Source organism: Chamaesiphon sp. VAR_48_metabat_135_sub (assembly GCF_031418915.1).
Classification (GTDB): domain Bacteria; phylum Cyanobacteriota; class Cyanobacteriia; order Cyanobacteriales; family Chamaesiphonaceae; genus Chamaesiphon.
In genome coordinates this window covers 69799-90446 of the sequence record NZ_JANOJV010000144.1, presented here as the reverse complement: position 1 = coordinate 90446, position 20648 = coordinate 69799, and the positions used below count along the sequence as shown (strand labels likewise).

Below are 20648 nucleotides of genomic sequence, written 5' to 3'. Positions count from 1 at the left end.
GAGGTTTAAAGATGGTTGCTGTAAGAGAAAATTTTCCAAGATTTACGCCTGAAGAATATTTTGCCTGGGAGGAACAACAATTAGATCGTCATGAATATATCAATGGTGAAGTTTATGCAATGAGTGGTGGAACTAAAAACCATAGTGATGTCGCAGGAAATTTCTTGATATTGCTTAAATCTCATCTACGAGGAAGTGGCTGCAAGACATTTAATTCTGACCTTAGAGTTAATATTGTCGAATCGACTAATTATGTCTATCCAGATCTTAGTGTTACCTGTAATGAGAGAGATAAAGCAACTACTCAATATATTACTTATCCCTGCTTAATTATTGAGGTTTTATCTCCTAGCACAGAAGCTTATGACCGAGGTAATAAATTCAGGATGTATCGGCAGAATCCAGTCTTACAAGAATATGTATTGGTTGATGCGGATTCGGTATCGATTGAAATGTTTCGTAAGAATGATGGCAACAACTGGCAGATTATCAACTACCAAGCAGGGGATTTAGTCGAATTAAAATCTGTTGATTTAACCTTCTCAATTGAGGATGTCTATGAGGGAATTATTTTTGAGTGAGCTAGGAGAGGAGGTTTAAAAATCACCGCAGATGTACTGCTGCAATAGCTGAAATTCTCGATCTTGTTAAATAATTATGGCGATACTTTTTCTTATTCTTTGTGCGATCGGTATTTTCCTTCTACCTTACTGGCTAATTAAGGCTCGTCCATTTCCACAACCATCAGGACAGTGGCGAGTTGGTGTATCCGATTTTATTTGGGATGCGCCAGATCGAGCGGGGATAATTGCAAAAATTTGGTATCCAACTAGCGATAATCAGGGTATTCACAGTCCTTATATAGATAAGATTGATCGAACTTTAGCTATAATTAATCCCTTGCTCAAGAGTATTATCAAGCTTTATATAAGTCACATTACAACTCCCTCATTCATCAACGCAACGCCGATTCAATATCAAGATGGCTGTCCTATTGTTCTCTTTTCGCCTGGTTTTCAATCGATAAACTTCCTCAATACTTTTTATGCCTTGGAATTTGCCAGTCATGGCTTTATTGTGATTGGAATTAATCATCCTGGTACGAGCGCAGTGACTCTCCTTGTAGATGGATCGCAAGTAGGATTCAATCCGATCGATGTAGAGTCAGTGTTCGCTGAATATGAGCAACCCAAATCGTTATTTAGCGATCTGGTAGTAGAACAGGCCGATAATATATCTAAAGTTTTAGATGCAATCATCAATGCAAATAATACTGCTAATTCACTGTGGCATCAGAAAATTAATTCTAAAATATTTGCGGTTGGACATTCAATTGGTGGCGCAGCAAGTTTTGTTGCCTGTGGAAAAGACGATCGAATTGCTAAGGGTGTTAATCTTGATGGAATCTTTGTAAATCCAGCTAATACAAATTATGCAAACAAGGAGTTATTACTAATTAGTTCTAACTGGGAGAAGTATAGTCCCAAAGATAAAAAATCTCAAAGTAGAATCGAGATAATCGTCGCTAAAGATAAAATTCAGAGAGAACAGCTTGCAACCAAGGTAAATTTACATCAACGCTCATTCCAGTCAGCCAGTCATTTTAATTTCATGGATCTACCACTCATTATTCGATCTACGATCGAGAAAAAGATCGGTCTATTTGGTAGTATAGATGGGCTAGAACTATTGTCGAAAACATCAATGGAAATGATGAATTTTTTTAATAGCTACAGTTCCAGCGACTGAAGTCGCAACTACCTTTTCAAGATAGGGGACTAATTCCCTAGTATATGTAGTGATATCGGCAAGAAATAATGGTCAAATACTCATCTTCAACTGCATAAACTAACCGATTTGTTTCATCAATTCGCCGCGACCAAAACCCCGTTAAATTCTCGCGTAAAGGTTCGGGTTTACCAATACCCTCAAATGGTTCGCGCATCGTCGCTTCGATTAGTTTATTAATTCTTTTGAGCGTCTTTTTATCTTGCCCTTGCCAATAAATATAACTATCCCAAACCTCATCTGTCCAAGCCATTTTTCTAGTCATCTAGCAAATCTCGCACTACTGCTTTTCCTTGCTTAAACTGGGAGATCGATCGATCCAAATGAGCAGCATTTGCTGGAGACTTTAATAAATAAACTGTTTCCATCAAACTATTAAAAGACTCTAGCGACATCACCACCACGTCATCAGCATCGCGTCTAGTCACAATCGTATAATCTGCATCTGCAACCACTCGATCTAGAACCGCCTTGAGGCTATTTCTGGCTTCACTGAAGGAGACAACTTTCATGCTATACTCGTACAACTATTCGTACAAGTATAGCGGATAACACTCGATCTATTCACTATCTCCTAATTTATGTCTTATTCCCTAATGATTCATGGTGGTGCTGGTGCTCTCGAAGATCTGAAGTACGAAGCCAGCGAATCAGCCTTTAGACAGAGTATCATCGCCATCTTAGAACAGGGTCGTCAACGTTTAGAACGCGGTAACAGTGCCTTAGACGTAGTAGAATATTGCGCTAGTCTGCTCGAAGACGACAGGTTGTACAATGCTGGCTGCGGCTCGGTGTTAAATGCTGAGGGTAAAGTAGAAATGGATGCTGCCCTGATGGACGGACGCAACCTTCAAGCGGGCGCGGTGGCTTGTCTTCGCAATATCAAAAATCCGATTTCCCTCGCGCGACGGGTGCTAGAACATGGCGAACATGTCCTGCTAATGGGAGACGGCGCGTTGGAGTTTGCTAAATTCTGTCAGATCGAGACTTACCCTGACGATTACTTTATTACCGAGGCGCGAATTAAGCAATTAGCCGAAGCGCAGGTAGCAGGGAGAATGACACTAGATCACGAGCGAATTAAACCAGCCCAAAAGCTGGGTACCATTGGAGCTGTAGCGCGAGATATTCACGGCAATCTCGCAGCGGCGACATCTACAGGTGGATTGGTGAATAAACGCTGGGGACGGGTTGGTGATACACCCATCGTCGGGGCGGGAGTATTTGCCGATAATGAGACTTGTGCGGTGTCTGCGACGGGCTATGGCGAACAATTCTTACGCACGGTGCTAGCGAAGACTATTTCCGATTTTGTCCAGTTCAGGGGCATGGATGCGGCGGCTGCAACCCAGGCGGGAATTGACTATTTGGTCGCCAAGGTGAATGGCGAAGGTGGAGTAATCGCGATCGACCATACCGGACGCTGTGCTGCGGCTCAGTCCACCTCTGGGCTGATTCGCGGTTGGATCGAACTGGGGGGAGAAGCTCATTGTAAACTGGGGTAATCGATCTCCTCAATTTGTTCTGCTGTTGTGTACTAATATGCATACAATAAAGGCATGGCATACCAGTGGGACAAAAACAAAGCGGCTAGCAACCTCAACAAACATGGTATCGATTTCGCTGATGCCGTATCAGTATTTTCAGATGACTTGTCAACCACCGTTAATGATGAGCGATTTGAGGAAGAGCGATTCATCACCATTGGTATCGATGCGTTTGGTCGAGTTCTCGTGGTGGTGTATGCATTGCGAGGCAATGAGATTCGGTTAATTTCCGCTCGAACAGCAACTCGCTCAGAACGAAAGTAATATGAACAGGGGTAAATAATGGACGCAGAATATGATTTTAGTCAGGGGAAACGGGGCGCGATCGATCCGATTCCAGCAGGGAAGACTCGCATCACAATTCGGTTAGATGATGAAGTCCTCGATTGGTTTCGAGCGCAAGTTCATGCAGCGGGAGGAGGTAACTATCAAAGTTTAATTAATGAGGCATTGTGCCAACACATTCAACAACAACATGAGCCGTTAGAAACGACGTTGCGAAGAGTCTTGCGCGAAGAGCTAGAACGGGTGGGGAAGTAATCTTTCCATTGATTTTAATACCTTTACTACTTAATTAAGTATCACCACAAGTCTGCCATTGCACTAAATACTTCAACTGGTGACGTATGCAAAAAATGTTCGCTATCAATATTCATATTATCGAATATTCCAGCATTGACAACAATTTTTTGATACCACCAATCGCCCGCCCAGGCTGCCGAGAATCTTCCATTTTCGCGGATCTGCACCCAATTACCTACATCCGCTTTTACTATGCCTTTCAAAGTGCTACGATTAGGCGCACCACCACCGCTATGGTATTTGTAAGTAGCAAATATGGTTTTGGCTATCCGCTCAACCTTGATACAACTATGCGGTGGATGAATTGTTGGATCGATCGAGATCTGTTCTTCTGGTACTTTAAAATTAGTTGCTTCTTTAAAAACAATTTGATGATAAAGCACGCGAATACCTTGTATATTGACTTGTTTGAGTGGAATAGAAAAACATTCCGGGACACTATTTCGTGCAATAGCTCCTGGCGCACCTCGCGATGCTTTTGTCCAATATGAGTGGATTGTTTGAACTATCAGGATTGGTTCGATTTTAATGGGTTGCTGCTTTTTTTTCATCCTTCAACCTAGATATATAGAGTTAACCAGCCAAATGAGCTTCATTAAAACTGCGGTCTATTTCTATGAATATCTCGATCGAGTGACCTGCGAATAGATCGTTATCCACAATATTATCCCTATTTGAAAATCTTTCATATATTATTCCCGAAACTAGAGTCTGAAGTATTGGGGTCGATCGATAATATATAATCGTCACACGATCCAAACTTACGAGCCATAACCCCCAATGACTAATATTAACCCGCGCGATATCGAACATATATTTGAAAGATTACGATCGGGTGTAGTGCCAGAGCGGGGATTAGAAGCATTTGCAGTGGGAATCGATCGCGCGCGGGGTGAGATTGGGCGACAATTAGATCTAGCTGCAAATAACGAAGGAGTGTTTAAATTCCTGCGGGGTGGCTATGGTTGTGGTAAAACCTTTATGGCGCGGTTAGCACTGCTCGATGCTCAAGCTCAGGGGTTTGCAACCAGCTTTGTTGTGGTGTCGGATAATGATTTACACTTTCATCGGTTTGATGATGTCTATCGCAAAGTGGTGCAGGAATTGGCAACCGATCGATGCGATCGAGGCGCGTTGGGATTTATCATCGATCGATGGATTGCGCGGATCGAAGATGCGACGATCGATGGTGGTGCAAATCCCGACGTTCCAGAGTTCGATGCTCAAGTACAGCAGCGGCTGGAAGAAGATTTAGCCTCCCTCACTGGCGGGAAAGCACCAGAAGATATGGCGCGGGTATTGCGGGCGATGTTTGCCCTCAAACAACAGAATAAATTCGCCGAAGCCAGCGCACTCCTCTCTTGGTTGTCGGGAAGCGAAAACGTCGCTGCAGTCTCCAAAAGAATCGCGGGGATTAAGGGCGATATTGGCTCCAAAGAGGCGATGGACTATCTTCAGGGCATTTTAGCCATCACTAAGGCAGCGGGCTACAAGGGGCTAGTAATCGTCATCGACGAAGCCGAAACAATGTTGCGAATGAAGTCCGATATTCGCGCCAAATCCCTGAATGGAATTCGCCAAATTTGCGACGCAGCCGATCGCTATCCTGGGTTATTCTGGGTATTTACAGGTACTCCCGAATTTTTTGATACCAATCGCGGCGTAGCTGGGTTAGCACCCTTACACGACAGGTTAAAACTAATTAAAACGGGTAACTTTGCCAATCCCCGTCAACCGCAACTAGTTCTCACACCATTCGATCGCGATCGATTAAAAGATGTCGCCCTCAAACTGCGAGAATTATATCCTACAAAACAACGTAAACAATTAACTAAAAAAGTTACCCCTGAATTTATAGATTTATTAGTAGCCAAAGTCAGCGAAGGATTTGGCGGCGATGTCGGCATAGTACCCCGTCAATTCTTGCGCCAATTAGTAAATATTTTAGATTTAGCCGCCACCGAACCAGAATTCGATCCAATGACAGATGGTGGTTATGAATTCACCGAGCTTAATTCCGAGGAAGCCAGAATTCGGGATGGTCTACCCTATTTTGAACCAGAACCCACCGACGCAGAACAATATGCCGTGACGTTTTAATTGCAACTACAAATATCAGGCAGAATGAATACGATCTACGATCGCGATGATATTGATATTTTCAACTACTATCAAATAAAGAAGATATCAGCTTTGCTAAAAGAGAAGAGTTTTGATTGGGTGGTATTCTAACCGGCCGCCCGAACTGGGGCGAGAATCTCCCCGTAGAGGTCTTCGATCCGATCGATATTTCCTGTCAGGGTGTAGCGATCCAACACCCGCTGACGGGCAGATTTGCCCAAAATCTCTCGCCATCCATGATGATCGCGGATGATGGGCAGTAGAGTACGGAGTTGTCCAGAGACACCTTGGGTATTGATAACAACTCCAGCACCGTCAGCAATTACCGAAGCATCCGCGCCTGCGTCGGTGGCAATACAAGCTGTGCCACAAGACATTGCTTCGAGCAGCGAGAGCGATAAACCTTCCACTAGAGAAGGGAGAATAAAGACATCAGCACCGCGCAGAATTTCGATGCGACGAGCATCATCCCGAATCGCGCCTAACCAAACCACACCATGCTCGAGACCGTAAAATGGTTCGAGATTCGGCTTGAGTGGACCGTCACCGACTAATAGTAGTTTGCAACCGTAATCGCGCATATTGCAATATTTCCACGCTTTAAGTAGGGATTCAACATTTTTCTCGGTCGAAATCCGTCCCTGATAAACGTAGATTTGCTTGGCGTTAAATTCGGCTTTAATATTGCTAGGACCTGGGGTGTATTTTGTATTGTCAACACCATTGGGAATGACGATGATGCGATTGCGTGGTACGCCTAGTTTGACTAATAAGTCTTGCTGTTCCTCGCAGAAAATAATCGTGCGATCGTATTTAGCTAAAAATGGTGCATATAATTGGTAAGCTAAAAATTGACTAGTCGAAGTCACATTTCGTCGCTTGGCATCGTAGGGCGTGTGAAATGTCGAAATTAGTGGTAAGTCTAGCTCCTGACAAATTTCCGGCAGGAGAAAATCGAGGGCTGATAAACTTAGCGAAGCATGAACGATATCTGGCTTGCGGCGACGGAGCGATCTTTCGAGTACCCGTTTTGCTCTAATTGTGGGAATTGTAAAAATTTGAGATGTGTAAAGAAATGGTAGTGGCACTTCATCACCATCCGCCTTGGTGTCAGCAAAATGCATGAAACTTACCTTATGCCCACGATTAGTTAAGGCACCAGTAATTTCTCGACTATAGGTAACATTGCCACAAAAAGGCGTTTTCTTTCCCAGCCACGCAATATGCATTTTTCGTTAAATCGATCGGTATTCAGTAAACATCGGATATTGAATAGGTTGAAAGCTTGTACTGAGCAGAGCCTAAGTGTTGAAAGCGATTAGTATTTCTTAATATACCAGTAAAGTCTACTAGAGAGCTAGGGACTATATGACAGCTTATTTTCTGTCATAGTTAGGTAGAGAAGATTCTGTACCAGAAACGTGGCGATTAATAATTAGGATTTAGACTTGGTTGGTAATTCGAGCGGAATATTGCCCAATACTCCAGTCCGAAAATCATTGAGAATCAGATGGGATGTCCGTTCGAGATCGCCTCGATATTTTTCGTTCGCCAGTTGATGCAAGTATTCTTCTCCGCTCAACGTCGTGGGAACGGAACCGTATCTAGCGTTCAAGGTATCTAGATAACCCAACTCCTGACATAGCTCGATAAAGGCTGCTGCCATCCCTTGCCTGTCGTATGCAGCCTCGCCAATATCATCGCAGATTGCCAGCTTTACCGCTGCCGATTGGTCGCTCAAACGTCCAGGAATAATCCCTGGTGCGTCTAATAACTCTAATTGGTCGGAAATCCTTACCCACCGGAGAGATCTAGTTACCCCAGCGCGTCTGGCACTTTCGACTACCCGCTTATTTACCAACCGATTGATCAGAGCTGATTTACCCACATTGGGAAAACCAATTACGACAGCTCGAACTGGACGGGGTAGCATTCCCCGTTCTTTGCGTTTGGCGTTGATGGCGACACCGACTGACTGAGCGGCTTTTGAGATCGCGACAACTCCAGTCCCCTGTTGAGCGTTGGCAAAAAAAGGTTGTTCGCCCTGGGATAGAAACCATTCCGTCCACAATTCTTTGACTGTTGGCGGGATCATATCTACTCGATTGAGCACTAGTATTTTGTGTTTATTCCCAATCCACGTCGCTAGCAGCGGGTGATATGTGGCAAAAGGAATCCGCGCATCTCGCACTTCGAGCACAACATCAACTTTTTTGAGCTGCTCTTGAAGTTGACGCTCGGCTTTGGCAATGTGTCCTGGATACCACTGAATTGCAGGTATGGGCATGATAAACGGTTAGCAGTTAGCAGTTACCAGTTTAACCGCTAGGCTCAAACTTATCAGTCGATCGCGATCTCATCCCCAACTAAATAGTGAGTCGCCGCTCTAGTAATCGGATGGGGTATTCGGAGACATATCATCGAAAATATCCCCGCCAGTGACTAACCAGCGGGGATACCTCAATTAACTCCGTAGAGTCACCCGAAATTTATCGACTAAAACATCGCGGACTTTCTGTTGCAATGGTTCTACATCTGTATCTGTTAAAGTTCGATCTAGTGCGCGATAAATCAACCGAATTGCGAGACTCCGTTGTCCATCTGGGACGTTAGTACCGCGATATTCATCGAAGACTTCTACTTCTTCTAATAGTTCGCCGCCAGCCTTGGTAATCGATCGCTGAATATCTGCTAATGATAGATCTACAGGTGCAAAGAACGCAATATCTCGATCGGATGGAGGATAGCTAGAATAGGTTTTAAATACTGGGACTAATCGTTCTTCTGCTGCGAGATAATTGAGAATTGGATCTAAATTGAGTTGGAACACATATACCGCTGCAGGGAGATCTTTTTCCTGACGGAGTTGGGGGTGTAATTGTCCAAAGTAACCCAGCTTTTGTCCCTGCAACCACAAAGAGGCTGTCCGCCCTGGGTGGAGCTTTTCATCCGATCGATCTGCTTGATACTCAACGGGTATTTTTAGGCTGCTACAGACGCTTTCTAGCATCCCCTTAGCTTCATACCAGGTGAGGGGTTGAGGCTTACCGCCAGTCGTCCAGCGTCCGACACCAGGATCGCCGCCGATGATGCCAGCTAATACGTCGGTTTCGGTTAATCCGGTTTCGTCGCGTCCGAATATTTTACTGATTTCAAAGCCTTGAAGTGCGCCGTTTCCTTGGGCGAGATTGGTCTGGAAACTTTGAATTAAACCAGAGATTAATTCCGATCGCAAGGTAGAATATTCGGTAAACATCGGGTTAACAATTTCTACTTGGGAGCCGTTATTTAGTTTCTCAATGGCATAAGAATATTGAACGACTTCATTTAAACCGACAGCGCGAAAAGCGGCGCGAATTTGACGTAATAATTCCTCGTCGAGGGAGAGAAAACCTGCTGCTGATTCTGACGGGAGGGTATCCATGAATCGATCGTAACCATACAGTCTGGCGACTTCTTCAATCAAGTCTATTTCTCGTTCTAAATCGCGGTAACGATAAGGCGGTACGATGACGTTCCAGACAGTTTCTTCGGCATCGCCTTCAGTGATTGTTAATGTACAGCCCAAAGCTGTCAAAGTCCGCTCGACATCTTCGGGCGTAATATCCCCAGGTTCGCCATCATCATCGATCGGACCTAAGATTTGATTCAACCGTTCTAACCGGAGTTTAATTGTCCGAGGTTGGAGCGTCAAATCGGGGCGATTATCGTTGATATCCTGACAGACTATTTTACCACCAGCGAGTTGGATAATTAGCTCGATCGCCCGATGAGCTGCTGTTTCTAGTTCGGCTAAGTTTACACCGCGCTCGTACCGAGTTGATGCTTCCGATCGCATTCCGCCTTGACTCCGCGCCGATTTTCGCACGGCGACAGAATCGAAAATTGCAGCTTCCAGGACGATATTTTGAGTACCTTCAGATACCTCGGTATTTTCGCCACCCATGACACCTGCGAGAGCGACGGGGGTGTTGTTAGCAGTAATTAGGAGGTTTAGAGCCTGCAACTGACGTTCCTGTCCGTCTAGCGTCTTCAGGCTCTCACCCTGCTTCTCGGCATAGCGCACGCCCATTTGGACAGTTTCATTTCCACCCACCGCTTGCAATTTATCTGCATCGAAGGCGTGTAAAGGTTGTCCCCACTCTAGCAAGATGTAATTAGTCACATCCACCACGTTATTAATTGGGCGAATTCCCGCAGCTTGTAAGCGACGTTGGAGCCATTCGGGAGAGGGTGCAATTTGGACACCTTGAATCAACGTGGCTGCATAAATCGAACAGGCTAAAGGTTCGCTAACTTTGACGCTTAATTGCGGTTGTAGCGTAATCGCTGACTTGTCAACGGTGGGTAATTTTAACGCTCCCCCAGTCAGCGCGGCGACTTCTCGCGCAATCCCTACCATGCTCAAAGCATCGGCGCGATTAGCTGTAGAAGATAGATCGAGAATAACATCATCTAAACCTAAGATCGATCGAACGTCAGTACCAATCGCTGGTGTATTGGGATCTTCCGCTTCGCCGAAAATATGAATCCCTGGCGAATCTTTACTCAATCCTACTTCCGACAGCGAACAAATCATCCCTTCGGATTTTTCACCCCGCAGTTTAGCAGGTTTGATTTTGAGATCGATTTTTGGTAAATAGGTACCGATAGTCGCCACAGCTACATGAATCCCCGCGCGAACGTTTGCAGCTCCGCAAACAATTTGCAACGGCTCCTCGCAGCCGACATCGACGGTACAGACACTTAACTTATCAGCATTGGGATGTTGAATCCGCGTCAACACGCGCCCGACGACTACCCCATCCGCCCAAGTACTGCGATCCTCGATCGATTCAACTTCAAATCCAGCTAGAGTAAGGGTTTTTGCCAACTCTTCCGGCTCTAGGTGGCAGTCTACTAGTTCTTTTAACCAATTTAGAGCAATATACATTTAATTTAATTGAGCTACTTTAACCATAAAAAGCGAATCTCGCGCCTATCTATTGTCATACAGATCGGGATTGGTGTCAGATCTAGAGCTAAAATAGTGTGAAGGTGTATCTGTCGATCGATAAACATGGCGATCGAATTTAATAGGCTAAATTCTTCTTCCCTTCTATGATAGAGTCATCCTTGCTCACGCCAGGTAATGTATTAGGTAATCGTTATGAGATCGTGCGCGAATTGGGACGCGGTGGGTTTGGAAGGAGTTATTTGGCGATCGATCTCAATAAATTTAACGAGAAATGTGTCCTCAAAGAATTTGCACCCCAAGTTCGCGGACAAGCAGAATTAATCAAAGCGAAGGAATTATTCGAGCGAGAAGCGGGAGTTTTATACAAGCTTAAACATCCACAGATTCCAGCTTTTCGAGAATTGTTACGTGTGAACAAGGGTGGAAATGAATCACTATTATTAGTGCAAGATTATATCGAGGGAGAAACATATCTCGACAGGTTAAATCAATTGCTAAAACAACAGCAAGTATTTAGCGAACGAGAGGTAGTTGAACTTTTACATGACTTGTTACCAGTTCTCGACTATATCCACCGACTTGGCGTAATTCATCGAGATATTTCTCCTGATAATATCATCTATCGTTATCGCGATAAATTGCCAGTTTTAATCGATTTTGGTGGTGTCAAAGAAATTGCAACTACGATCGTTTCTCGCTATAGTAGTGCGAAAATTTCTACTCGAATTGGCAAGCAAGGTTATGCACCAGATGAACAAATGATTCGAGGAAATGTATCGCCACCAAGCGATCTTTATGCTGTGGCTGCAACTGCACTTACCTTACTAACAGGTAAGGAAGCTAGTAAGATTTATAGTCCGGCTGAGGCAGTTTGGGAATGGCGAAAATATGTCAATCTCAGTCCCGAATTTGGCGCGATAATCGATCGATTACTCCAATACAATCCTCAACATCGCTATCAATCAGTAGCCGAAGTTTTAGTAGTTCTGCCCGATCGTCATTATCCGCCAACTAATTCCCCTTATCCCGCATCACCAAAAAATGCCACCCCGATTGCCCATACAAATCAGATCTCGCAACTCAAAACTCTAGAAATTAGCCCAAGAGAAAATCCGCCAGTTTCCACGTCACCAACAGCATTACCGACTAGAGATCCGAATGAATGGAAAAAACCTGCTTGGCAAGTAACCAAAGTAATGTCAGTGATTTTTGCGACCTGTTTAGCAGTTAGTGGAATCATCAAATGGGTACAATCTATCGATCCGCTCAAAATGGTCAATGATAAAATCAATGACACCACCGCAGGAATCATCAAATCTATTCCCAATCCCCTTAAATCTCAGCCATCAGTACAACAACGCCAACAAGATTTAAATCAAAAATTAAAACAACTAAATATCCCCGCAGCAAAATTTTATCGTCAAGTTGATCGAGCATTTTATGCCAAACATCCAGAACTAAATAATCGTCCTCTTAGCTCAAGACCTGAGGATAACAAACTCCGGCAAGAATGGCAAGATCTTGCCGTCACATTATTAGAACAGAGCAATAGATAGAATATCCAGACCCAAAGTTTATCCGAATATTATTACAACTCAATGTTAAAACAGTTTCAACGGACAGCTTATAAATGGTCGATCCTAGCTCTAGTTACTCTCTCTATCGCAGTTGCGATTAACCCAGTGTTATCGAGATCGGTACCCAATCGACAGCACAATACGATTTTGATGATTGGTGATGGGATGGGTTGGGAAATGGCTAGAGCTGCTGCGATTCAAAATTCAATCGACAAGGGCAAATCGGGGAAAACTCTCAAAGATTTTTATGTTCGAGGGCGCGGTTCTGGATTGAACATGCAAACACTGGCAGAATACGCTCTCAGTACCACTTATGGTACGACGATTGCCGATAGTAATGGTAAGTATAGTGGCAATAATAGTGCCCTAGATGGCACTCACAAGCTTACTGGAGCTAGCCCAGTCCGTCCCAACTTCAAATTTGACCCTAACTTTAATCCAGGACAAGCTGGCAAGAATAGTCCCGATTCAACCGCTCCAAAAGTGGGGAATTTAGTAGGTTACGATCCCATCAAAGGTGGTGTAAATCCTTGGACTCCAGGGATCGATCGAGAGTATATTAAAGCCAGTTATCCCGACTCTGCCAATACCGCTACCACTCTCTACACTGGCGTAAAGAGTTACAATAACGCGATCGCTGTAGACATCTACGAACGTCCCCTGACAACCATCCTCAAAACTGCAGCCAGCTTGGGTAAATCAACTGGATTAGTCACCTCAGTCCCGATCGATCATGCTACACCTGGAGCCGCAGCAGCAAATGTCAATCGGCGGACAAAATACGATCTCAATGCTCCTGATGCAACTCCCCTCGATAATATTCTCCAGCAAGAACTGCGGATCTATCAACCCACCGTCTTGCTCGGCGGCGGACATCCGCTCTCCAACATCAAAAAACCACTACCAACGGGCGTAGAACCAGACCATACCTACATTAGCGAAACTACCTATCGCGAACTTACAACCCATCCCGATCGTAATATCTATAAATACACCTTCCGCGAACGCGGTGCCAACGCTGCCAAAACATTGGCCCAAACCGCCGCCAAAATCGATCCAAATCGCGGACAACGATTGCTCGGTGTTTATGGCGCACGCGGGCAAAATGGCAACATCCCCGTCAGTTCGGCAAATCGCGACTACGGTACGACAGGCTTCGATCTGTTTAAAGTCCACAGCACGCGGGGCTTAAAACCAGATACCGAACGTCCCCTCGCCCAGGGTGAAACCAATGCTAAATTTATTCAACGAGAATCGAATGAAAATCCCACCCTCAACGATCTTACTACCGCCGCTTTAACCGTCTTGAATAAAGATCCCGATGGGTTCTGGCTGATGATTGAAGGCGGCGATATCGATTGGTCTGCCCACGACAATAACCTAGATAATCTCATCGGTACCGTTCTAGACTTCGATCGATCCGTCGGTACAGTGATTAAATGGATTGAAAATCATGGCGGTTGGAACCGGAATCAACTCATCGTCACCGCTGACCACGACCATTATTTTACGCTAAATGACGATTTCCCCACCAAGCTCCGTCAACAGGGTGCCAAGAGTCTTACAGCCGCCAATATAGCAATGGACGCTGGTCATTACTGGGGTTCTCAGCCAGTAGTTGCCAAAGATGTAATGGGTAAAGAATTACCAGAAACTGGTAAATATGGCTGGGGAAATCATAGCAATCGCCCCGTACCAGTATATTATCAAGGCTTTGCGTCCGATGTCCTGACAAAATCGATCGGGCAAGGATTTAAACTTTATGATAATGATATTCCTGGTATTCCTGGTTTAACCGACCAAATCCATATCTATCAAACCCAATTAGCAGCAGTCAAAACACTAGTTTCCCAGTCTCGCTCTCGATAAATCTTTTTAAAAGTCAAGGGCAATCGCAGCTTGAAGATCGAGGAGAGCTTCTTTCTTTGTCTGACATTGGCTCACGCAACCACGGATACTCGGAAATTCTACAATCCAAACACCATCTTTATCTCGTTCGCAAAGCGTCTCGTAACGAGAATCGATTGTCACATTAAAGTTCATAGTTTAGATATTTAGAAAAAGCAATAGACTGACAATATTTTATTTCCCTTCTCAATCTAATCTCAATCTAAAGTCATCTTGGTGTGGTTTAAAAATAATCCCTGAAAGGTCGATCGATAACATGTGGTAGAGAAAACCGTACAATAGATGTGAGCCTTGGTCGGGATAAAATATAGTTAGATCGATCTCCATCTGCCTGCGCCCCGTACTCCGCATCCAATCTGGTAATATGACATCCGAACTGATTCGTCAACGCTCCGATCTGATCGATACTCAAGTTATCGCCAAAGACACTGGTAAACGTCTAGGGATCGTCAAAGAGCTGCTCGTAGATATCGATAGTCGGGAAGTAGCTGCGCTAGGCTTGCGCGATGGTTGGTTGGCTTCGCCTGGGGGACTGGTAAAATACATGTTTCTCACCTCGATCGAAAAAATGGGTGATGTAATCCTTGTACCCAACGATGATGCGATCGAAGATCTCGATCCCGAAAACTACACTAATCTGATCAATTGCGAAGTAATCACCGAAACTGGTGACATGCTAGGGAAAGTTCGGGGCTTTAAATTTAGCTGCGACGATGGCAAACTAACTTCAATTATTATTGCCGCGATCGGATTGCCCCTAATCCCCGATAATGTCATTAGTACCTACGAATTCTCGATCGATGAAGTCGTCAGTAGCGGCCCAAATCGGCTAATTGTCTTTGAAGGCTCCGAAGAACGTCTCGAACAGCTCTCCGTCGGCTTCCTCGAACGCATCGGACTCGGTAAAGCCCCCTGGGAAGACGAGTACAGCTATCGCCCTGCGGTGATCCGTCCGGAAAATCAATTAGCAGCGGGTACCCCAATTGCACCCCCCGTACCAATAGTTCGCGCTGCACCGCCAGTCCAACAAACTGTCTGGGAAGATGACAACTGGGAAGAAGTTCAAGCAGTTGCAGCTCCCTTACCCCAACGTCTCAAAGCCGAACCACTCTATTACGATGACGAGGATGAGGGCGAAAACTGGAATGACACCAGCCGCGAGCAAACCAGCACCGCCAAAGTTTATCAGGATGTCGCCTACACGCCGATCTCCACACCTGCGAAACTATCAGAAAAAGAGGAAGAAGATATCCTCACTCTCGATGAAGACATGTGGGGTGACGACACTCAATCGCCTTCCTATCAGCCTCAAAAACTAAATATCCCCGAACCTCCCCAAAAAGTAGATATTCCCCAAACTGTTAAGCAAGTCGAGTATCAGGAAGAAGAGCAACATTAAAATTACTCAACTTGCGTTAATTGTGATATTGGGGGAAAGGGTAAAGGTTAAGGGGTAAAGGAAACAAAGCCTGAATGCTTTGAACTTTCTTACGAACAAAAGCTTCCTATTTCTGGATGCTATTTAACCTGAGTTCGTCAATAACGCTTCGACGGTACTTGGCGTTACCCCTTTAACCTTTCCCCCTTAACCTTTACCCAAATAAAATAATTCTGTGACACCTGAAGATATTCAATCATTTCTTAGCAACCGTTTTGGTACCACTATAAAAATTGTCGATACCGATTCCTATCAGGTGGAAACGCCAGATTATCGGCTGTTAATTATTCTTTCAGCTCAACAATCTTGGATTCGGATGTTGGTACCAATCGCCCCAGCAGCAGAGGCAATGACCTTTGTTGAGGAATTCCTCTCTGCCAACTTTGATGTCACCTTAGAGACCCGTTACGCCATGAATCAGGGGGTTCTCTGGGGGGTGTGGCAACATAGCGTAGCTGGACTAACTACGGAAGATTTTAATACAGCGATCGACCGATCGATCGACCTAAAAAGAATTGGGATCGATCGAGCCTTTCAAGATTTTGCCACCAAACAGGTTAAAGCGATCGTCAATATCGCCAAACAACGGGGGGATACTCTCGCCCAAACAATGCAAACACTCGACAGGTTTTATGCAGAGGGCATTTTAGGCGATTTAGGCGCGACAGAAGATATCCGCACAGAGATGATGACAGCTTGGCAATATCAACTAGAAAGACTGTGGCATCAGGAGTGAGAGGGTGGAGGGTAGAGGGTAGAGGGTACCAACAAGAAAAGGACGCTTGCGTCCGAATTATCCCTACTCCCTACCCTCAACCCTCTAAATCAGCGGTAGAACTAATGTGACAAAATAGTAAACGAGCGGTGCGGTGAAGATATAACTATCGGTTCGATCGAGCATACCACCATGCCCAGGAATCAAGTCACCCGAATCCTTCACCCCCGCATCGCGCTTCATCACAGATTCTGTCAAATCGCCCAACAGACTAGTCATCCCAATCAGACTCCCTAAGGCTACACCACCGATGTACCAATGATGCCAGTGTAATGCCCACGCACCAGTCAAACTCACCGAAACACTCCCCAAAATTCCAAATATCGCCCCTTCCACCGTTTTATTGGGGCTAATTTCGGACAACCGCGTGCGCCCCAACCATTTGCCAAACAAATAAGCTCCAATATCTGCTGCCGCAATGCACAGAAATGAGAGTAAAGTAATCGTGAAAGCACGCGGGAGAATACTCAGATCGAAATTTGTCAGGAACCCAGCCCAATCAGTGCTAAATGGAAATGAATGTGCTGTCAGTGGATCTAATCCTACTCGCAACCGAATCCAGTAGCTAGGTAAATAACCACTGTAAAAAAGTCCGAACAGGGAAGTAGAAATATCCGCGATCGAGGCTATTTTGGGCAGGAACAGCAGGTAAAAGCAAATTAGGGTACCTGCGACGGGAAACAGTGCATCGTCGATATTAGAGCCAGTTGCCCCCACTAGCAGCAGAATTTGACTGACGACGAGCGTAATTTTGGTGGCTGGTTCGATGCCTTTCGCCTGGACTAGTCTAAAGTACTCGCTCTGACCTAGATAGACAATAATACACATCCCGATCGTAAAGTACCAGCCACCTAGCAATAACATACATATAGCTACAGCACCTGCTACGAGGCTACTAATGACGCGGGTTAATGACATTTCGGGAGTTGGGATTTGGGGGTGTGGGGGTGTGAGGAAAGGGGAAAGGGGAAAGGGGAAAGGGGTGTGAGGAAAGGGGAAAGGGGAAAGGGGAAAGGGGAAAGGAGACTATTTCAATCCAAAATCCTGTCTTGTCTCGCTGTCTTGTCGTTTTTTTATTCGGGGGTTCCCCCCGAATAAAAACGCCGCTAAACCGTCGGGGAACAAAGGCGTGCGCGAGCCGCAAAATCCAAAATCCAAAATTTTCCCATTTCCTCCGTCTAATTACTCCAACTTCTCTGCACTAAGAATAAACATCGGATCGACGGCGGCGAGACGACGGCTATTTCCTCTGGTTTCAAGTCGATTGACAGCGGCTTGCACAACTTCTACATTCCGCGCTTGGAGCTGAGTAAAACTTTCGGACACTTCGTAGAGAGCTTCTAGACTGGCGGCTGTCACAACAATTCTTCCAGTTATTGGTAAGTATTCCCAAACTTGTTGCAAAATAGATTTGAGAGATCGACCGCCTTCAATGCATACTCGTTGGGGTCGTACTGTAATTTGTTTGAGACATTGTGGTGCGCTACCAGTGACGATTTGAACATTCTTGACTTCAAATCGATCGCAGTTAAGTTGAATCAGATTTGCCACTTCCTCATCGCGCTCGATCGCGATAATTTGTCCTTGAGGGCATAGTAACCCAATTTCTACTGGAATTGTCCCCGTTCCCGCACCAATATCCCACACGATTGAATTTGCTTCCAATCTCAAAGCAGAAATCAGCAGTAGTCGAATCTCTCGCTGACTCATCGGAATCCCTGGCAACCTTTCAAATAATTCATCGGGAATCCCTGGCGATACATATTTCCACAGTTCGGACATAATTTTGAGGTGTTTGTGGGGTATGGATACCTGAAGATATCTACAAAGCTTTGATTTTTGCTTATTCACATCTTACACCAGTGGCGCACTCCCGCCTTTGTTTCCCAACCGTCTGAGTGAGACAATACAATACATCATTTGGCAAACCTCTAATGATATGGAAACTCCCGAATTTTGTCCCTAGATCGGCGATGGTATCTACCCCATCACCACTGCATATTAAAATTAAGATAACCCCCATTAGTGTTGCTACTAGCTACTATGCCCAAATTACTGATTAACTGGGTTCTCAATGCGATCGCCTTCTTAATTACGCAGCGAATTATCGACCAAATTTTGCCGGGAGATTTTCGGGTTCGCGATTTTGTGACGGCAATGATTGCGGCGTTAACCCTAGGATTGATTAATAGTACCGTGCGTCCAGTTCTGAAAATACTAACTTTTCCGTTAACACTACTGACATTGGGACTATCATCACTAGGTATAAATGCTTTGTGTTTGGCATTTGTCTCGTGGTATATTCCTGGATTTCAGATTAATGGCATCGCACCAACGATTGTCGGTTCGATTATCTTATCGATTGTTTCGACATTGTTACACTGGGTCTTTAATTAACTACTAAAAATTAACATCTTCACAAGTTTCCCAAATTTATCTGTTTTAATAGAGATGGGAGTTGCAATCTAGCCTGTAGTTATTGGGAACCAATCGATTTACTATCCAAGGCTGGGAATATGAAACAAATTAAGGTCGCAATGCTGGTAGTTGTCTCAATCGGTTGTTTATTTCCAACCGTAGTGAGAGCTGAAGCTCCGACACCTAAAGGTGGTTGTTGGTCTAGAGAGATCGTCATGCGTCCGATCGACAATCCGCAGACGATGACGACGATTCGAGGTCGAGTAGTGGCGATCGAGCATGGCAAAAATCAGCAGATTGTTCAGAAAGAACTAGCTACATGGTTGCGGGTGAAAACGGCAACTGGGGAAGAAAATTCCATTTATTTAGGATCGAGTCAGTATCTAAAGCAGCTTCGTCTCAACATTCAAGTGCGCGACTCAGTGGAAATCCAAGGTATCCAAATGCCTAAATCTAGACAATTACCAACGGTGATTGCTAGCACTGTCAAAAAAGGCGAACGAGTCTGGAAGATTGATAGTTTCATCAATAAACCTACTGGTGTGAAATCTTGTAGGTATCGCGGCTAAACTGAACTTCGCAGGGTAGGGGTAATTCAAGAATTACCCCTACCCTGCGAAGTTGAAATTGCCTACAACTAATCTTAACTGCTGACTATTTCACCACCGTTGGTGCCGTTGAAGACTTAATCGGCGCAGTAGCCGGAAAGGGCGCATTAAGATTTGGTGAAATCTGCACCTTTGGCGGTTGGGTCGCTTGAGCCAATTGCTTAATTTGATCCTTATACTCCGCAGGCGCGAGATCTACCGCCGCAGTTAGTAGCGAAGCGGCTCCAGTGAGATTACCCATCTGTTTGAATACCAATGCTTTAGCCAATACTGGACGAAAATCCTCTTTACTCGCCTCGATCGAGGCATCATAGATTGCTAGTGCATCAGCATTGCGTTGTTGGGTGAGATAAATTTGCGCCAACAGCAGTTTGAATGGTGTGGCATCCATCCCTGCTGGATTCGACCTTAAAGCTGCTTGGACGGCACCAATTGCTGCTTCTGGACGCTTGGCATCGATTAATAAACTCACTAGCCCCTGGAGAGCATTAATATTCTGCGGCTGAATGGCTAAGACAATTCGATAACTAGCTGTTGCACCCTCTCGATCGCCTAAATACTGCTTGGTTTGCCCCAACAGCACGGTATAGTCGGGAGTCTGGGGATTGAGTGCGGCGATTTTTTCGAGTGGTAACAAACTTCCTTTGATATCGCCCAATTGCAATCGAGCATTCAATAAACCCTTGAGCGCAACTTGGTTTTCTGGCTCTTTTTGCAATACCTGAGTATAGCCTTGTACCTGCGCTTGAATTTGACTAGTTTGCGCAGTAGAAAGATGATTTGGTTCGGTGGCTACTGCTGCACCACCATCCAACACCAAATTGACCAGTGGAAACAGCGAGAACCCAGTTAGGGCGACCAGAGACACAGCTACAACTAAATTAAGTACCCAACGATGACGATTTAACACAACCCGATCTCTACAATAA

22 protein-coding genes are annotated in these 20648 nt (G+C 45.0%); 12 read left to right on the top strand and 10 right to left on the bottom strand.

Annotated features, from left to right (window positions below; translation table 11 throughout):
* The first annotated feature begins 11 nt into the window (after nt 1-11).
* A complete protein-coding gene (locus tag RMO55_RS10375; protein WP_310426305.1) occupies nt 12-581 on the top strand; it encodes a Uma2 family endonuclease in 570 nt (189 codons plus the stop codon).
* 76 nt (nt 582-657) lie between these two features.
* Complete coding sequence (locus RMO55_RS10370) at nt 658-1749, top strand: hypothetical protein (protein ID WP_310426303.1); 1092 nt, start codon at nt 658-660, stop codon at nt 1747-1749.
* Between the two features lie 37 nt (nt 1750-1786).
* Here the strand turns inward: RMO55_RS10370 and RMO55_RS10365 are convergent, their stop codons facing one another.
* Nucleotides 1787-2053: a Txe/YoeB family addiction module toxin gene (locus RMO55_RS10365; protein WP_310426302.1), complete on the bottom strand. Its 267-nt coding sequence runs from the start codon at nt 2051-2053 to the stop codon at nt 1787-1789.
* A complete protein-coding gene (locus tag RMO55_RS10360) occupies nt 2046-2300 on the bottom strand; it encodes a type II toxin-antitoxin system prevent-host-death family antitoxin (protein WP_310426300.1) in 255 nt (84 codons plus the stop codon). Before RMO55_RS10360 ends, RMO55_RS10365 begins: the two co-directional genes overlap by 8 nt.
* Nucleotides 2301-2369: 69 nt before the next feature.
* Between RMO55_RS10360 and RMO55_RS10355 the strand changes: the two genes are divergently transcribed.
* From RMO55_RS10355 to RMO55_RS10345, 3 genes are read left to right on the top strand one after another with little or no spacing between them, the layout of a single operon-like run.
* A complete protein-coding gene (locus tag RMO55_RS10355; protein WP_310426298.1) occupies nt 2370-3293 on the top strand; it encodes an isoaspartyl peptidase/L-asparaginase family protein in 924 nt (307 codons plus the stop codon).
* A gap of 54 nt (nt 3294-3347) precedes the next feature.
* The gene (locus RMO55_RS10350) at nt 3348-3599 is read left to right on the top strand and encodes a BrnT family toxin (protein WP_310426296.1); all 252 of its coding nucleotides are present in this window, start codon (nt 3348-3350) and stop codon (nt 3597-3599) included.
* Between the two features lie 18 nt (nt 3600-3617).
* On the top strand, nt 3618-3875 hold the full coding sequence (locus tag RMO55_RS10345; RefSeq protein WP_310426295.1) for a BrnA antitoxin family protein: 258 nt from the start codon (nt 3618-3620) through the stop codon (nt 3873-3875).
* A gap of 41 nt (nt 3876-3916) precedes the next feature.
* Here RMO55_RS10345 and RMO55_RS10340 read toward each other — a convergent pair whose 3' ends face one another.
* Nucleotides 3917-4468, bottom strand: a complete 552-nt coding sequence (locus tag RMO55_RS10340; protein WP_310426293.1) for a hypothetical protein — start codon at nt 4466-4468, stop codon at nt 3917-3919.
* A gap of 229 nt (nt 4469-4697) precedes the next feature.
* Here RMO55_RS10340 and brxD point away from each other — a divergent pair, with 229 nt between their 5' ends.
* Entirely contained in the window at nt 4698-6017 is a 1320-nt protein-coding gene (brxD, locus tag RMO55_RS10335) for a BREX system ATP-binding protein BrxD (protein ID WP_310426292.1), read from the top strand.
* Between the two features lie 128 nt (nt 6018-6145).
* Here the strand turns inward: brxD and RMO55_RS10330 are convergent, their stop codons facing one another.
* The 3 genes from RMO55_RS10330 to pheT form a co-directional block, all read right to left on the bottom strand.
* Nucleotides 6146-7267, bottom strand: a complete 1122-nt coding sequence (locus RMO55_RS10330) for a glycosyltransferase family 4 protein (protein WP_310426291.1) — start codon at nt 7265-7267, stop codon at nt 6146-6148.
* Between the two features lie 206 nt (nt 7268-7473).
* Nucleotides 7474-8325 carry a ribosome biogenesis GTPase YlqF gene (ylqF, locus tag RMO55_RS10325; RefSeq protein ID WP_310426290.1) on the bottom strand — a complete coding sequence of 284 codons (852 nt, stop codon included), beginning with the start codon at nt 8323-8325 and terminating at the stop codon, nt 7474-7476.
* 177 nt (nt 8326-8502) lie between these two features.
* Complete coding sequence (gene pheT, locus RMO55_RS10320; RefSeq protein ID WP_310426288.1) at nt 8503-10971, bottom strand: phenylalanine--tRNA ligase subunit beta; 2469 nt, start codon at nt 10969-10971, stop codon at nt 8503-8505.
* A 167-nt stretch (nt 10972-11138) separates the two neighbouring features.
* Here pheT and RMO55_RS10315 point away from each other — a divergent pair, with 167 nt between their 5' ends.
* Both RMO55_RS10315 and RMO55_RS10310 read left to right on the top strand, forming a co-directional pair.
* Nucleotides 11139-12551, top strand: coding sequence for a serine/threonine-protein kinase (locus RMO55_RS10315; RefSeq protein ID WP_310426287.1), 1413 nt, complete (start codon nt 11139-11141; stop codon nt 12549-12551).
* A gap of 42 nt (nt 12552-12593) precedes the next feature.
* Complete coding sequence (locus RMO55_RS10310; protein WP_310426286.1) at nt 12594-14441, top strand: alkaline phosphatase; 1848 nt, start codon at nt 12594-12596, stop codon at nt 14439-14441.
* A gap of 6 nt (nt 14442-14447) precedes the next feature.
* On the opposite strand, the gene RMO55_RS10305 is transcribed toward RMO55_RS10310, so the two are convergent.
* Nucleotides 14448-14615 carry a type II toxin-antitoxin system HicB family antitoxin gene (locus RMO55_RS10305; RefSeq protein ID WP_310426284.1) on the bottom strand — a complete coding sequence of 56 codons (168 nt, stop codon included), beginning with the start codon at nt 14613-14615 and terminating at the stop codon, nt 14448-14450.
* Nucleotides 14616-14844: 229 nt separating this feature from the next.
* Here RMO55_RS10305 and RMO55_RS10300 point away from each other — a divergent pair, with 229 nt between their 5' ends.
* Nucleotides 14845-15879 (top strand): PRC-barrel domain-containing protein, encoded by a 1035-nt coding sequence (locus RMO55_RS10300; RefSeq protein ID WP_310426282.1) that lies wholly within the window; start codon nt 14845-14847, stop codon nt 15877-15879.
* 214 nt (nt 15880-16093) lie between these two features.
* A complete protein-coding gene (locus RMO55_RS10295) occupies nt 16094-16654 on the top strand; it encodes a hypothetical protein (RefSeq protein ID WP_310426281.1) in 561 nt (186 codons plus the stop codon).
* An 84-nt stretch (nt 16655-16738) separates the two neighbouring features.
* Here RMO55_RS10295 and RMO55_RS10290 read toward each other — a convergent pair whose 3' ends face one another.
* A complete protein-coding gene (locus RMO55_RS10290) occupies nt 16739-17611 on the bottom strand; it encodes a phosphatidate cytidylyltransferase (protein WP_310426279.1) in 873 nt (290 codons plus the stop codon).
* 264 nt (nt 17612-17875) lie between these two features.
* Nucleotides 17876-18478, bottom strand: coding sequence for a precorrin-6Y C5,15-methyltransferase subunit CbiT (gene cbiT, locus RMO55_RS10285; RefSeq protein WP_396134253.1), 603 nt, complete (start codon nt 18476-18478; stop codon nt 17876-17878).
* A gap of 258 nt (nt 18479-18736) precedes the next feature.
* Here cbiT and RMO55_RS10280 point away from each other — a divergent pair, with 258 nt between their 5' ends.
* Both RMO55_RS10280 and RMO55_RS10275 read left to right on the top strand, forming a co-directional pair.
* The gene (locus RMO55_RS10280) at nt 18737-19090 is read left to right on the top strand and encodes a phage holin family protein (protein WP_310426276.1); all 354 of its coding nucleotides are present in this window, start codon (nt 18737-18739) and stop codon (nt 19088-19090) included.
* 119 nt (nt 19091-19209) lie between these two features.
* A complete protein-coding gene (locus RMO55_RS10275; protein WP_310426274.1) occupies nt 19210-19680 on the top strand; it encodes a hypothetical protein in 471 nt (156 codons plus the stop codon).
* An 85-nt stretch (nt 19681-19765) separates the two neighbouring features.
* Here RMO55_RS10275 and RMO55_RS10270 read toward each other — a convergent pair whose 3' ends face one another.
* The gene (locus tag RMO55_RS10270; protein WP_310426272.1) at nt 19766-20629 is read right to left on the bottom strand and encodes a tetratricopeptide repeat protein; all 864 of its coding nucleotides are present in this window, start codon (nt 20627-20629) and stop codon (nt 19766-19768) included.
* Between the last annotated feature and the right edge of the window lie 19 nt (nt 20630-20648).

Bases quoted from the DNA above. Each gene is read 5' to 3' on its own strand.
- RMO55_RS10375 (WP_310426305.1), top strand. From the start codon at position 12: ATGGTTGCTGTAAGAGAAAATTTTCCAAGATTTACGCCTGAAGAATAT.
- RMO55_RS10370 (WP_310426303.1), top strand. From the start codon at position 658: ATGGCGATACTTTTTCTTATTCTTTGTGCGATCGGTATTTTCCTTCTA.
- RMO55_RS10365 (WP_310426302.1), bottom strand. From the start codon at position 2,053: ATGACTAGAAAAATGGCTTGGACAGATGAGGTTTGGGATAGTTATATT.
- RMO55_RS10360 (WP_310426300.1), bottom strand. From the start codon at position 2,300: ATGAAAGTTGTCTCCTTCAGTGAAGCCAGAAATAGCCTCAAGGCGGTT.
- RMO55_RS10355 (WP_310426298.1), top strand. From the start codon at position 2,370: ATGTCTTATTCCCTAATGATTCATGGTGGTGCTGGTGCTCTCGAAGAT.
- RMO55_RS10350 (WP_310426296.1), top strand. From the start codon at position 3,348: ATGGCATACCAGTGGGACAAAAACAAAGCGGCTAGCAACCTCAACAAA.
- RMO55_RS10345 (WP_310426295.1), top strand. From the start codon at position 3,618: ATGGACGCAGAATATGATTTTAGTCAGGGGAAACGGGGCGCGATCGAT.
- RMO55_RS10340 (WP_310426293.1), bottom strand. From the start codon at position 4,468: ATGAAAAAAAAGCAGCAACCCATTAAAATCGAACCAATCCTGATAGTT.
- brxD (WP_310426292.1), top strand. From the start codon at position 4,698: ATGACTAATATTAACCCGCGCGATATCGAACATATATTTGAAAGATTA.
- RMO55_RS10330 (WP_310426291.1), bottom strand. From the start codon at position 7,267: ATGCATATTGCGTGGCTGGGAAAGAAAACGCCTTTTTGTGGCAATGTT.
- ylqF (WP_310426290.1), bottom strand. From the start codon at position 8,325: ATGCCCATACCTGCAATTCAGTGGTATCCAGGACACATTGCCAAAGCC.
- pheT (WP_310426288.1), bottom strand. From the start codon at position 10,971: ATGTATATTGCTCTAAATTGGTTAAAAGAACTAGTAGACTGCCACCTA.
- RMO55_RS10315 (WP_310426287.1), top strand. From the start codon at position 11,139: ATGATAGAGTCATCCTTGCTCACGCCAGGTAATGTATTAGGTAATCGT.
- RMO55_RS10310 (WP_310426286.1), top strand. From the start codon at position 12,594: ATGTTAAAACAGTTTCAACGGACAGCTTATAAATGGTCGATCCTAGCT.
- RMO55_RS10305 (WP_310426284.1), bottom strand. From the start codon at position 14,615: ATGAACTTTAATGTGACAATCGATTCTCGTTACGAGACGCTTTGCGAA.
- RMO55_RS10300 (WP_310426282.1), top strand. From the start codon at position 14,845: ATGACATCCGAACTGATTCGTCAACGCTCCGATCTGATCGATACTCAA.
- RMO55_RS10290 (WP_310426279.1), bottom strand. From the start codon at position 17,611: ATGTCATTAACCCGCGTCATTAGTAGCCTCGTAGCAGGTGCTGTAGCT.
- RMO55_RS10280 (WP_310426276.1), top strand. From the start codon at position 18,737: ATGCCCAAATTACTGATTAACTGGGTTCTCAATGCGATCGCCTTCTTA.
- RMO55_RS10275 (WP_310426274.1), top strand. From the start codon at position 19,210: ATGAAACAAATTAAGGTCGCAATGCTGGTAGTTGTCTCAATCGGTTGT.